The organism is Mycobacterium sp. TKK-01-0059 (genome assembly GCF_000709305.1).
GTDB classification, from domain to species: domain Bacteria; phylum Actinomycetota; class Actinomycetes; order Mycobacteriales; family Mycobacteriaceae; genus Mycobacterium; species Mycobacterium intracellulare.
On the sequence record NZ_KL446993.1, the window covers coordinates 1,258,617 to 1,271,805 of the forward strand.

13 protein-coding genes are annotated in these 13,189 nt (G+C 66.4%); 6 read left to right on the forward strand and 7 right to left on the reverse strand.

Annotation, left to right across the window (positions count from 1 at the left end; all coding sequences use genetic code 11):
• The first annotated feature begins 17 nt into the window (after positions 1-17).
• The 4 genes from K883_RS06260 to K883_RS06275 all read left to right on the forward strand — a co-directional run bounded on the left by K883_RS06260 (position 18) and on the right by K883_RS06275 (position 4,826).
• Positions 18-917 (forward strand): class I SAM-dependent methyltransferase, encoded by a 900-nt coding sequence (locus K883_RS06260; protein ID WP_036454040.1) that lies wholly within the window; start codon positions 18-20, stop codon positions 915-917.
• A gap of 62 nt (positions 918-979) precedes the next feature.
• The gene (locus K883_RS06265; RefSeq protein WP_036455286.1) at positions 980-2,236 is read left to right on the forward strand and encodes an HNH endonuclease signature motif containing protein; all 1,257 of its coding nucleotides are present in this window, start codon (positions 980-982) and stop codon (positions 2,234-2,236) included.
• Positions 2,237-2,656: 420 nt separating this feature from the next.
• Positions 2,657-3,580: a class I SAM-dependent methyltransferase gene (locus K883_RS06270; protein WP_036455289.1), complete on the forward strand. Its 924-nt coding sequence runs from the start codon at positions 2,657-2,659 to the stop codon at positions 3,578-3,580.
• Positions 3,581-3,605: 25 nt separating this feature from the next.
• A complete protein-coding gene (locus K883_RS06275) occupies positions 3,606-4,826 on the forward strand; it encodes a peptidoglycan DD-metalloendopeptidase family protein (RefSeq protein ID WP_036454042.1) in 1,221 nt (406 codons plus the stop codon).
• On the opposite strand, the gene K883_RS06280 is transcribed toward K883_RS06275, so the two are convergent.
• The 6 genes from K883_RS06280 to K883_RS06305 all read right to left on the reverse strand — a co-directional run bounded on the left by K883_RS06280 (position 4,810) and on the right by K883_RS06305 (position 10,965).
• Entirely contained in the window at positions 4,810-5,844 is a 1,035-nt protein-coding gene (locus K883_RS06280) for a hypothetical protein (protein WP_231504906.1), read from the reverse strand. The genes K883_RS06275 and K883_RS06280 overlap by 17 nt on opposite strands.
• 145 nt (positions 5,845-5,989) lie before the next feature.
• On the reverse strand, positions 5,990-6,973 hold the full coding sequence (locus K883_RS06285; protein WP_008261409.1) for an NAD-dependent epimerase/dehydratase family protein: 984 nt from the start codon (positions 6,971-6,973) through the stop codon (positions 5,990-5,992).
• Positions 6,974-7,185: 212 nt separating this feature from the next.
• Positions 7,186-8,658, reverse strand: coding sequence for a M28 family peptidase (locus tag K883_RS06290; protein ID WP_008261415.1), 1,473 nt, complete (start codon positions 8,656-8,658; stop codon positions 7,186-7,188).
• Positions 8,655-10,139, reverse strand: a complete 1,485-nt coding sequence (locus tag K883_RS06295) for a M28 family metallopeptidase (RefSeq protein WP_008261417.1) — start codon at positions 10,137-10,139, stop codon at positions 8,655-8,657. Before K883_RS06295 ends, K883_RS06290 begins: the two co-directional genes overlap by 4 nt.
• Positions 10,140-10,191: 52 nt before the next feature.
• On the reverse strand, positions 10,192-10,617 hold the full coding sequence (locus K883_RS06300; RefSeq protein ID WP_036429628.1) for a DUF2752 domain-containing protein: 426 nt from the start codon (positions 10,615-10,617) through the stop codon (positions 10,192-10,194).
• A 15-nt stretch (positions 10,618-10,632) separates the two neighbouring features.
• Entirely contained in the window at positions 10,633-10,965 is a 333-nt protein-coding gene (locus tag K883_RS06305) for a CD225/dispanin family protein (protein WP_008261422.1), read from the reverse strand.
• A gap of 336 nt (positions 10,966-11,301) precedes the next feature.
• On the opposite strand from K883_RS06305, the gene K883_RS06310 reads away from it, so the two are divergent.
• A complete protein-coding gene (locus K883_RS06310; RefSeq protein ID WP_008261424.1) occupies positions 11,302-11,832 on the forward strand; it encodes a hypothetical protein in 531 nt (176 codons plus the stop codon).
• 60 nt (positions 11,833-11,892) lie between these two features.
• On the forward strand, positions 11,893-12,414 hold the full coding sequence (locus K883_RS06315) for a hypothetical protein (protein WP_008261427.1): 522 nt from the start codon (positions 11,893-11,895) through the stop codon (positions 12,412-12,414).
• Between the two features lie 3 nt (positions 12,415-12,417).
• Here the strand turns inward: K883_RS06315 and K883_RS06320 are convergent, their stop codons facing one another.
• Positions 12,418-13,185: an SGNH/GDSL hydrolase family protein gene (locus K883_RS06320; RefSeq protein WP_008261430.1), complete on the reverse strand. Its 768-nt coding sequence runs from the start codon at positions 13,183-13,185 to the stop codon at positions 12,418-12,420.
• Positions 13,186-13,189: the final 4 nt, after the last annotated feature.

Sequence of the window (13,189 nt, forward strand, 5' to 3'; positions counted from 1 at the left end):
ACGGCTAAGGTGGCCTGATGCCGCGCACCGACGACGACAGCTGGGATCTGGCGTCGAGCGTCGGCGTCACCGCGACCATTGTCGCAGCCGGGCGCGCGATGGCCACCAAGGATCCGCGCGGTTTGATCAACGATCCGTTCGCCGAACTTCTGGTCCGTGCGGTGGGATTGGATCTGTTCACCAAGATGATGGACGGCGAACTCGACATGTCGGCGATCGCAGACGTCTCACCGGCCGTGGCCCGGGCGATGGTCGACGGAAACGCGGTCCGCACGAAGTACTTTGATGACTACGCCCTCAGCGCCACCGGCCGCGGGATTCGACAGGTGGTGATCGTCGCGTCCGGGTTGGACACCCGGGCCTACCGTCTGCCGTGGCCGACCGGGACGGTGGTGTACGAGATCGACCTACCACAAGTGATGGAGTTCAAGGCGACGACCTTGGCCGAGCTGGGCGCCCGCCCCTCGACCACCCTGCGCGCCGTGTCCGTCGACTTGCGCGCGGATTGGCCGACGGCGTTGCGCGCCGCCGGCCTTGACTCGGCGGCACCGACGGCGTGGCTGGCCGAGGGGTTACTGATGTATCTGAGGCCAGAAGACCAGGACCGGCTGTTCGACAACATCACGGCACTCAGCGCATCAGGAAGCAGGGTAGCCACCGAATTCGTCACCAGCATCGTGGATTTCGACGCCGAGCGAGCGCGGACCGTCTCCAACCCGTTCCGCGACCATGGCGTCGACATCGACCTGGCTTCCTTGGTCTACACCGGCCAGCGCAACCACGCCCTCGACTACCTCGGCGCCAAGGGCTGGCAGCTCGAAGGTGTGCCGCTGGCAGAACTGTTCCGGCGCAGTGGCCTCGACGCGCCCGCTCCAGACGACGACGACACCCTCTTCATCAGCGGCGCTCTGGCCTGACTTGGCTCACGTATCGGGATTGGCGGCCCGGTGTTGTCGGTGGTCGCTGTGATGATGTGGTCATGTCGTCGATCGGGTCCGCTGAGCCCGTGGTGGTCACTGCGAGTGACCGCCTGGAGGTGCTGTTCGGGGAGTTGGCGGAGTTGGCGGGTCAGCGCAATGCGATTGATGGGCGCATTGTGGAGATCGTGGCCGAGATTGATCGTGACGGGTTGTGGGGTGTGACCGGGGCGCGCTCGGTGCCGGCGTTGGTGGCCTGGAAGCTGGGCTGTTCCTCGGGCAACGCCCACACGATCGCCACCATCGCTGGCCGGCTGACCGAGTTTCCCCGCTGCGCCGCCGGCATGCGGGAGGGTCGGTTGTCGGCCGATCAGGTTGGGGTGATCGCCGCCCACGCAGGCGAGGGATCTGATGAGCATTACGCGCAGCTGGCCGCGGTCGCCACGGTCAACCAGTTGCGCACCGCGGTCAAACTCGAACCGCGACCCCAACCCCAACCGCGGCCGTGGTCGGGGCCCGAGCGTTCGATCACCACGACCACCGACGAGGCGGGCAGCTGTTACCGGATCAAACTTCCGCACCACGACGCGGCGAAGTTCGACGCGGCGTTGGCGTCTCATCGTGATGCGCTGATCGCCGAGTGGAAGCGCGATCACGACAATGGCGAGCACGCCGGTGCTCAGCGGCCGCCGTTGCCGACCACCGTCGATGCGTTCATGCGCTTGGTCGAGGCGGGTTGGGACGCCGAGGCCACCCGCCGCCCGCATGGGCAGCACACCACCGTGGTGGCCCACCTCGACATCGAACGGCGCGCTGCGGCGCTGCATCTGGGTCCGCTGCTCTCAGATGCCGAGCGCCGCTTGTTGACCTGTGATGCCACCTGTGAGGTGTGGTTCGAACGCCACGGGCAGCCCATCGGGGCGGGCCGGACCACCCGGGTGATCAACCGGCGGCTGCGCCGCGCCCTGGAGTACCGCGACCGCGCGTGTGTGGTGCCCGGTTGTGGGGCCACCCGTGGTCTGCATGCCCATCACCTGTGGCATTGGGAAGACGGTGGCCCCACCGAGTTGGCCAACCTGGTGCTGGTCTGCCCCTATCACCACCGGGCACACCACCGCGGCGACATCACCCTCACCGGACCCGCCCACGACCTCACCGTCACCGACGACACCGGCCGACCACTGAGCCCGGGATCACTGGCACGCCCACCCAGCCTTCCCCCGCCCGCGGTGCCGCCGTGTCCCGGTCCTACCGGGGAACGCGCCGACTGGTGGTGGTATGACCCCTTCCAACCCCAACCACCACCGACAAACAACTAGCCCGGCCACCGGGCGCCACCGGCACAGTGATGGCGATCAAACACGCTGGGGCATAACGGGATTAGTTCACACCACCCGGCCGCCTAGCTCGTCGTGCACCTCATCAGCATCCACGGTCAGCGCGCGCGCCAATGTGGCGGTTGTCGACCTGCGTTTGTTGGCGCCGGTTCGCGTTGGCGCGATTGCAGACTCCCGATATCCGGGTTCCCACATACCCCGGAGGTTCGCGAGCAGGGCAGCGCCCCTTGCCAATCGGTCCAGTCGCCCTCGGCTCATTGGGTTTCGGGCGAATAGCGCCACCCAACACCTCGTTTGTATGCGATTCTTTGGCCAGAGTGGTGCGGAATGGCGGAGGAAAAGGTTCGGATTGGTCGACGAATTCCCGGGGGCGGCGGCGCGAGCGAAAAGGGAGGATTGGCGGTGCGGAGAGACGACGATAGCTGGGATCTGACCAGCCATGTCGGCGCAACCGCAACGCTGGTGGCCGCGGGCCGTGCCAGAGCCACCAATTCGGCCGAGCCGTTGATCGAGGACCCGTTCGCCGAACCGTTGGTCCGCGCGGTGGGTATCGAATTCCTCATCAGATGGGCCACCGGAGAGCTCCACGCGTCCGACGTCGACGATCCCGAAGCGGCCTGGGGCCTACAGCGAATGACCACCGAGTTGGTGGCCCGCACCCGCTACTTCGATCAGTTCCTTAAGGACGCCACAGCCACCGGGATCCGCCAGGCGGTGATCCTGGCGTCCGGCCTCGACGCGCGCGGCTACCGACTGTCGTGGCCGCCCGGGATGACGGTGTATGAGATCGATCAACCGGATGTGCTGCAATTCAAGGCCGAAACGTTGGCGCAGCTGGGTGCCGAGCCGACGGCGCGTCTGCGGATGGTACCGGCCGACCTGCGCCACGACTGGCCGGCCGCGCTGCTGCGTAGCGGATTCGACCCGGCGCAACCGACCGCCTGGATCGCCGAAGGACTGTTCGGTTATCTGCCCCCGGAAGCCCAGGATCGCCTGCTGGACAATGTCACCCATCTCAGCGCGCCGGGAAGCCAGATGGCCATGGAGACGTTCGTGGGATCGTCGGAACTGGACTCCCAGCGGGTCGAAGAGATCATCCGCGGTGCGACTCGCAGCTGGCGCGACCATGGATTCCATCTCGACATCTGGTCGCTGAACTATTCCGGGGCCCGCAGCGACGTTTCCGACTACCTCGACAACCACGGTTGGCGCTCGGTGGGGACCACGGCCGCGCAGCTGCTGGCCGATCACGGCCTGCCCGCGATGCCCGGCAATCACCGCCCGCCTTCCGACAAGCCCAGCTACTACATTTCGGTTCTCGCGTGATAGACGCGACGTAGAGGACAGCAGGATGCGGATTCTGGCGGTAACGCGCGCCCACAATGCCGGGGAAACCTTGGCCGATACCTTGGACTCGCTGGCCGCCTTCAGCGACGAGATCTACGCGATCGACGACCGCAGCACCGACGAGACCGCCGCGATTCTCGCGAACCATCCCGCGGTCACCAATGTTGTTCGCGCCCGGGCGGATCTACCGTCCACGCCATGGTTGATCCCCGAGTCCACCGGCCTGGATCTGCTCTACCGGATGGCCGATTTCTGTCGCCCGGACTGGATGGTGATGGTCGACGCCGACTGGGTTTTCCAGATCGACGTCGACATCCGTGAAGTGCTTGCCCGGACACCGGAGGACGTGGCGGCGCTGATGTGTCCGATGGTTTCCCGCTGGGATGACCCCGACTACCCGGACATGGTGCCCGTGATGGGCACCGCCGAGGCGCTGCGCGGGCCGTTTTGGCGTTGGTACCCGGGCCTGTATGCGGGCTCCAAGTTGATGCACAATTCGCACTGGCCGGCCAACATCACCGACCACGGCCGGATAGGGCGGCTGGACGGAATCCGCTTGACGCACAACGGCTGGTCGACGCTGGAGGAACGGATCGCACGCGTCAGGCACTACATGCGGCTGGATCCCGATTTTCGGCACAACTTCGGTGTCGCCTATGACCGATCCCTGCTGTTCGGCTACGCACTCGACGAGGTCGACGTCCTCAAAGCGGACTACCGGCGGCGGGTGCGTGGCGACTTCGACCGGACCGAACCGGGGGCGCGCCTGCCGATCGAGGCGGAGCCACGCGCGATCGGGCGCGGATACGGACCCCGCGCGGACGGTTTCCATCCCGGGGTCGACTTCGCCGCTGACCCCGGCAGCCCGATCTACGCCGTCATATCCGGAACTGTTTGCCGCACAGGCGAAGTCGATCACCTTTGCTCGGTGATCATCTCGGACGGCGACTCCGAAATCCGCTACGTGTTTCGGCCAGGTGGCGCCACGCACATCGCGGTCGGTGATCGAATCAATGCGGGAACCCAAATCGGCAGCATCGGCGCGGAAGGTCAATCAGCGGACGGCTACCTGCATTTCGAGACGCGGGTTCGGGGCGCACACGTCAATCCGCTGCGCTTTCTGGGCAACATGGGCCTGCGGCCCTGGCCGCCGCCGGGGCGGCTGCGCGCGGTATCGGGCAACTACCCGCCCGCCACACCGTGCACAATCACCGCCGACGGGTAGCGGTGAGTTGGGCGGCCTCGACGCGTTCCAGCAGGCTGCGGCCGGCCCGGATCGTCGAGCGGACCTCCTGCAGCAGTTTGGCGGGATGCTGCAGGTCCATGTCGTGCAGTCCTTCGTAGCGGTCGATGCCGAAGCCCACCGTCTCGATGCCAATTCCGAACGGCAGGGTCAGAGTCCGCAGCGCGTCAAAGTTCTGATAGGGGACGAACGGCTGACCGGTCACCAGTAGGCAACTCGATCGCTGCATATCCAGGCTCCGCGCGGTAAAGGTGAAGGTATCCGCGGAGGTGGCGCGGCGGTTGTTGGGGTCCGGCGACGGCGCCTCGAGCAGTGTGATGGGCAGCCCGACGTCGTTGCTGTCTTCGCTGAAGCGCCAGACCATCTGGCCCCGATGCGGGTCGCCGACTCGCTGCCGCCCATGCCGTACCGCTTCGCGGGTATCCACCCCGAACGCGTCGGTCGCGGCGGCCGCCAACAACTCGAACTCGGTACGCGCGCCCGGCGCGCAGGACGCGGCCGCGTCGTGTTCGGACGGCAATAGCTGCCGAGAAGCGGCGGCCAGCACGATATGACCGACGCGATTCTCGGCGGCCAGATCCCGCGCCCACCGGGCCCGAAGCATGTTCGAGTAGCGTCCGGTGCCGATCACCAGCATGTAGTCGAACGTTGCGTCAGTGCGCCGTGATTCGTCGGTAAGGCCAAGCTGTCGCGCCAGCGTCGTGATCGTGTCGAGTTGCCGGTCCGGCAGGTCCAGGCGCGGGATCATCCACCGCGCCCCGCCGTCGGCGTCTTGGCACCGCACCTGCTGTCCGCCCCGACGCGCCCTCGCCCGGCCCCGGTAATCCCATACCTCACTGAACTCGTCCAGGGCGGCCAACCGGGCTGCCAGGTTGGCGTGCCGCGGGAAAACTCCGCCGAACATCGCAACCAGCTGCGCCAGCGCGTCATGCGCACTCCACGCGTCGACCTCCTGGCGCAGCGACGTCAAAAACTCACCATCAAACTCGCCGCCACGCATCGACACTTCAGCCGGACTGTTCACTTCAAGGTCCTTGCTCCGCGAACACGTAACACCGAGCCATTTGTGGGATGGAAGCTTTCACCAGCCTAACGGCGATGTGCTGGGCAAGATGCACTTTTTGAAAGATCGGTAATCGCCGGACTCATAGGGGCGACAAGACGCCGCTGACCCCGTCTTGTTGGTAGGAGTATTGTGGCTGATCCTTGGCCCATTGGATGTAGCGGTCGATGCCTTCCCAGATACCGACTTCGGGCTTGAATCCGAGGCTTTTCGCGAAGTCGATGTTGGCGGGGAAACGAGCGACTTCGCCGGCGCGTGCTTCGCGACGTTCGATTTTGGCGTCGAACTTTCCGGCGACATATTCGACGATGTCTTTCACCCGCGTGTTTATGCCGCTCGCGAAATTGATCGCCCGTCCACGAAGCGCGCTGTTTTCCAATACCAGGTTGTATGCGCGCACGATATCGCTGACGTACAGGTAGTCGCGCGTTGCCGAACCGTCGCCGAAGATCGTCAGGTTTTCGCCGTTGATGGCCTGCCGGACGAGTCGTGGAATCAGCGCACCGAAGCGCCCGGTTTTCTGGCGCACCCCGAAGATGTTGAATGGCCGAACGATCGTGACGTCAAGCCCATAGGAGCGGTAGTAGGAGTAGCACAACCGATCCGCCGCCGCCTTGGAGGCGCCGTAGGGGCTGTTCGGTTTGAGCTCAGCTGTCTCGTCGAGAAGCTCGCCGTCCCGCAGATTGTGTCCGTCGCCGTACACTTCGCAGGTTGACACGTAGATCAACCGGTTCTTGTAGCGCCTTACCGCCTCGAGCACGCGGTAGGTACCCATGACGTTGGTTTCGAGAAAGCTCTCTGGATCACCCAAAGACTGGTCCACGTTGATATTGGCGGCCAGATGAAAAACGACGTGGTGCTCCCGGACCGCGCGATGGACAGTTTCGCCGTCGGTCACCGAGCCCGAGATAAAGGCCGCTCGCGGGTGCGAACGAAAGTCATTGGTGTTTCGGTTCGCGCTCTTCGACGACGTATTCAGGACGGTGACCCAATGCCCGTCGGCCAGTAGCGACTCGCATAGATGGCTTCCCTGAAAGCCTGCGCCCCCCGTGACAAGTATTTCCATCTGGTTCGTCCCTCGCCTGCTACTGGTAGGGCGAGAGCTTAATCGATACGCGCGGGCCCGGTGGGCAATCCGGCTTGATAGTGGAAGCTCTTATGTTCTCAGGAAAGGAGTTCGATGATTCTGCTGCTGGGATCGCGGACGCCTGCTAAACTCCCGCGAGCGATATAGCGCTTGGCGCAGCGCATTATTTTGCAGTGTCCGACAAAACGCCCCTACGGCATTCGGGTGCGATGCCTCTTGTCGTGTGCCGGCACGCCGTTGACCCCGCCGATGGACTCGGCGTAGCTGCCGACCGCGAAACCGACGCCAGAACCCATGATCCCCAAGGCTTCCCGGTTGATGTTGTCGACGGTGTCGCGCGGGCTCTGGAAGTTCGGATCGAACGGCACGCCGGCCTGGCCGCCCCACAAGCGCGCCTGCACGGTGGTCTTCGTCTGGGAGGAACCGGTCGTCAGCCCGCCGATCGGCACGCCCGCGACCATGAAGGGGTGGTAGTCGGCCCGGGAATTCAGCGGCATGTCCGCGGGACGCTTGCCGGCCAGGTTCAGATAGCCGGCCAGCGTGCGCTCGATGCCCGCCGAGCCTTCGGGGACGTCCGCGGCGAAGACTCCGGGTCCGGGCGGGCCGGATTGATCGCCGTCGTCGGTGAAGAAGCCCGCGTTGGGCGAGCCCAGCATGGTGAAGTTCAGATAGAGCGCGATGTCGTTGAGCTGATCACGGTCCATGCCGAACACGTAATCCATGACCCCGTTCGGCCCCTCGGCTTCGGCGCCCCAGAACACGAACCGCACCGCGTTGTTCACCGGGGCCAGCGGTCCCAGCTGACGCGCCGTCTCGAGCACCGCGGCGACCCCGGAGCCGTCGTCGTTGATGCCGGGTCCGGCGCGTGAACCGTCGAGCTGCGCACCCACCACGACGACGTCGTGCGGAGAACCGGTCTTGGTCTGTGCCACGACATTTCGGGAGGTGATCTTGGTGTTGACGGCGTCGAGCACCAGGCGGATCGGTGCGGTCACACCGGTCAGCGCGGAGGCGCCGTACGGGTTGACGACGGCAACCGGCACGGTCAGCTGCTTGAAATAACCGGGACTGAACAACGTGGGCGGCGCCCCTCGCCCGGTGGGGGCGCTCAGCACGATCAGCCCGCTCGCCCCGTTGGCCAGCGCGGCGTTCTGCTTGTCGACGACCGAGCAGCGGGTGTCGTCGACGACGGCGATCGCGCCCTTGGGCATCGCGGCCGGGTAGTCGTGGGCGGCGCAACCCGATGGCTGTGCCGGCCGGATCGGTTGCCCCGTCAGGCCGCCCGGGGGCGTTTGGACCAGCAGCGACGCCTGGTCGACGGGATAGGTGCGGCCCGCGACGGTCAGCGACGGCTTACCCATCGACACGGTGTACAACCGGTCGAACTGCGGCGTCTGCACGTCAAACCCCTTGTCGCGCAGCGCTTTGGCGACGTAGTCCACGCTAGCGTTGAAGCCCGGCGTGCCGTCCGCGCGGTTGCCGCCGTTGGCGTTGGCGATGTCCTGCAGGGCGCGCAGATGGGTGAGGATGCCCTCGACGGTGATCTTTTTGGCGAGGCCGTGCCCGAGGTCGGGTGTCGCGGCGTGCGGGGCGGGCCGCGTCGACGAACACCCGGCCACGAGCGCCGCGATCAGCAACAGCGTTGCACCCCAGCGGGGATTCATGACTTGGCGAGGACGTGCCGGACGCGGTCTTCCATCGCCGGGACCCCGTTGTGTCCGCTGAGGTCCTGTGCGTAGAACCCGAGCGCGTAGGCCACCCCGCCGCCGTTGATTCCCAGCGCGGTGCGGTCGATGTGGTCGAGGGTGTCGCCTTTTTGGTGGTAGTTGGGGTCGAACGGTTGGTCGGCCGTCCCGCCCCACAGCTTGGCCTGGTCCGCGGACATCTTCCCCTCGGCGCCGGAGAACAGGCCGCCGGCGGGGATGCCCGCCAGGGTGAATCCGTCGTAGTCGGACCGGCCGTCGAAGGAGGTGTCCTGCGCGGTCTTGCCGGCCGACTTCAGGTAAGCGACCAGCGTGCGCTCGATGCCGGCCGAGCCTTCGGGGACCACCGGCTTGCCGCGGGCGTCCATGGGCAGCGATTGGTCCCCGTCGTAGGTGAAATAGCCGGGGTTCGGCGATGCCAGCATGTCGAAGTTGAGGTAGAGCGCAATGTTTTTGAGCGCGGCCAGGTCCAGCGACTCGACGTAGTTCCGCGACCCGATGAGCCCGAGTTCCTCCGCACCCCAGAAGCCGAATCGCAGCTTGTTGTGCACCGGCGGCGAACTGCCCAGCCGCACAGCGGTTTCGAGCACCGCCGCCACTCCCGATCCGTTGTCGTTGATCCCGGGCCCCTCGGGCACGCTGTCCAGGTGCGCCCCCGCCATCACCACGTTGGCGTCCGAACCGGTCTTGGTCTGTGCGATCACGTTGCGGGCCTTGAAGCTTTGCGCGCTGGCATCGAGCTTGATCGTGGTGGGCCCCGGCTGGCCGCGCAGCTGCACCCCGGTGGATTTCGTCACGCTGAGCACCGGGATCTTCACCTCGGTGGTCGGCCCGAGCGTGCCGCCCATCTGTTCTTCGTCGACGTTGTCGGCGATGATCATCGCCACGGCTCCGCGCTGCGCCGCGGCGTCTTCCTTCTGAGCGAACGGGCAGGTGCCGCGATCGACGAGCACCACCGCGCCCCGCACCGGGAGATCGCCGTAGTCGGCGGCCGCGCAGCCCAAGCTGTTCGCCGGCGCGGCAACCAGCGGCCCGCTCACCCCGCCCGGTGGGGTTCCCAGGCTGAAGTCCAGCGCGCGCGCCTCCACCGGCCTGCCGTCGACGGTCAGCTCCGGCTTCTCGGCATGGAACACTCGCGCCGAGAACTCGGGCGTCTGCACATCAAAACCGCTGTCGCGCAAGGTATTAACCACATAGTCGACACTGGCTTCGTAGCCGGGGGTCCCCACCGCCCTGGTGCCGTTGTTGGCGTTGGCGATGTCTTGCAGCTTGGACAGGTGGGCCATCATGGCGTCGATCGTCACCTTGCCCTTCAGCGCGGACGCGAACTCGGCCGCACCCGTCGTTTGCTCCGAGCCGGACCGGTGGGAGCAACCGGTCGAGAATGCGGTCAGGGCGATCACGGCGAGCGCCGCCGGCAACGTCGCGAGTTTGTTCACCATCGCGCCCAGGTTAGACCGCGGTCCGAGCGGGCGGGATCAGGACACGTCGGGATCAGACATACAGCGCAGTGAAGGGGGCGAAGGGAATGTTGCGCACCACGAACCACGCCAGCACCAATGACAGTGTCACCGCGGCGGCCCAGCGGCGGTGTTGCCAACTGCGGACCCGCCGGCCCACCAGGTGTCCGTAGGTCCAGGCCAGGTACGCCCACACCAGCAGCACGACCGCCGCCAGGCCCAGAGCGTTGAACCTGGCGGCCGCCAACACATTGCCGTGCATGAGGGAATACAGCATGCGCAGGCTGCCGCAACCGGGACAGTCGATCCCCAACAACGCCTTGGTGGGGCATACCGGCAGCGGGCCGTTCGGGGTGGTCGGGTCACCCGCCCAGATGGCGGCGCACATCAACGTCGTGGATGCGGCCACCACCAGTGGTGCACCCAGGCCCGCGTGCGCCGCCCCCCGGCGGGTCACCAGCATCGAGATCCGGGCTTAGAACATCGCGGCGAGCGCCGCGTTCGTGTTCGTGTTCAGCGCGCCGACCGACATCAAGATGACGTAGATGATGCCGACGACGACGCCGATGGCCGCCGACCAGATCGCCCATTTCTTGGCGCTCTCGGCCGATGCCTGCGCCTCGGCGTAGCGGCCCTGCGCCCACAACCCGTTGACCTGGCTGGATTTGACGATCGCCACGATCCCGAACGGAAGGCAGCAGAATAGGGTCACCAGAATCGACCACACCAGATAGTTGTTCGGCGCTTGGGCGGCCGGCTGCTGCGGCGGGTAACCGGGAGGCGGCGGCGGGGGCGGCGGTTGTGTCATGGATTCTCCACTCAGAGAAGTTAGCTGGCGTAAAGCGGTGCTAACCATACCCGCTCGGCGTCGCGTCGGCACTAGCAATGAAAAAATCTGATCCGCGCAACGACGGCCGCGGTGCGTCGGCGGCGTCGGCGCATCGGCCCGAAGTCCCGATTGTCGCCCGGCCTCAACGTCATTCGATATTCGACGCATCGAAATGCCCGTGCGGTCCGTTGCCCTGGGGCTTTGCGGGCGACGCCCCGAACTAATGCCCACACAGACAATTGCCGCCGGAACGTGTTGCATTACCACGACATAGCCCTACTATCCGTGTTAGCAACGGCCGTTAAGGAGCCATTCATGTCTGATTTCAGCAACGCGCTGAAGACGGCGATGGCAATGGCGCTCACGGCCGGTTTCGCGTTAGCGGGCGGCGTCACGGCGGCCGCCGACCCCGCCGGCACCGGCAACTCGTCGGACATCAACACGCTCGCGGCCACGCTCTCGAAGGGCTACGGCTTGAACAACTGCACCGCCCAGAACATCGACCGCGGCAGGCAACTGGCCGTACTCACGTGCGGACAAAGCCCCGATCCGAAAGGACCGGCACAGGCCAAGTACGTCCTGTTCACCAGCGCCGAGAACCTGGCCACCGCGTTTCGGGCCACCATCAAGGAGGACGTCCTGACGCCGTGCGGGGACGCCAACCAGTCGCCGTCCAGTTGGCACAAGGACGGTTCGGCCGCCAACGCCGGGCAGGCGGCGTGCGGCACGTACCAAAACGCCGCCGAGATCATCTGGACGACGGACGCGAAAAACACGCTGAGCTACCTGCGTGCGTCCAACACCGACGTCAACGCGCTCTACCAATGGTGGCGCGCCAACGGTTGACAATCTTCTTGGGGGGCAAGGGGTTTCTGCATTAACCACCCACAACCGCAGGGAGTCAAAATGTCACATCTGATCACCGCGCTGCGCGTCGTATCGGCCGCAGCTGTCACGGGCGGTTTGGTTCTCGCGGGCAGCGCCACCGCGGTCGCCGAACCCAACACCGGTAGCGCCACGGACATGAACACGCTGGCGGCTTCGCTGTCGAAGGGCTACGGCCTGAACAACTGCAAGCCGCAGGAGCTGACCGAAACCGGCGAACTGGCCGAACTGCTGTGCGGGCAGAGCCCCGACTCCGGCGGACCCGGCTCCGGCGTCTACGCGCTCTTCTCCAACAGCACGAACCTGGGCTCCGCCTTCAGTTCCACCATCAAGGATGTGTCGCTGGCCGCGTGCGGGGACGCCGGGCAGTCACCGGGAACGTGGAAGCAGAACGGCCAGACCGGCGGCCAGATCGCCTGCGGCACCTACAAGAACTACGCGACGTTGACCTGGACCACCGACGCCAAGAACGTGCTGGGTCACCTGACCGCGGCCAACGCCGACGTCAACGCGCTCTACCAGTGGTGGCGCACGAACGGCTGACGTTTACAGCTGAGCCGCAATCAAATCCGCTACCGCGCGCATCCCGGCGGGGTTCGGGTGCAACGGTGCGGGGCGACCCGGTAGCGGAACACCGTAGCGCGCCGGCAGCGTCGTCCACGGCTCCGCCGACCAGGCGTGGTGCTCGCGGCTGGCCGCGGCGGCGTGGACGATTCCGCAGCCGGTCGCCGCGGCAGCGTCGGCCGTCATCCTTTCCAGCGTGGCGGCCACGTGCCGGCCCAGGTCGGCGTCAGCGGGCGACAGCGGTGGGGCCGGCGTGCCCGCGGGCGGCAGCATCGTCAGGTAGTCGACGAAGAAAATCCGCGCCCCTGCGGATCGTTGACGCACCGCGCGGCCCACCGCGCACAGCGATTCGAACACCGCGTCGAGGGCCCGATCTCGCGCGTCGGGATCGAGCAGTTCGCGGATGCGGTCGCCCAACAGTGGCACGCGCCGCAGCGGGCGCGGCAGTGCGGCCGCCATCAACAGCGGTACGTAGCCGACGTCGTTGCCGCCGATGGTGATGGTGACCAGACCCTCCGAACCGTCCAGGGCGTCGACTTGCGCCCGCGCGCCGCGTTGACGCTCGGCGAGCACGTTCGCGGTGGTCGCACCGGAAAAGGTGACGTCGACAAGGTCGTAGCCGTATCGCCGGGCGATCAGGTGGGCATAGTTGCGGGCGGACCGGCCCGACCAGCGCGGGGCACCCGCGGCGCGCGGCCGGATACCGGGACCGGCGGCCATCGAACTGCCCAGCGCGACATAGCGTTTCATCGGC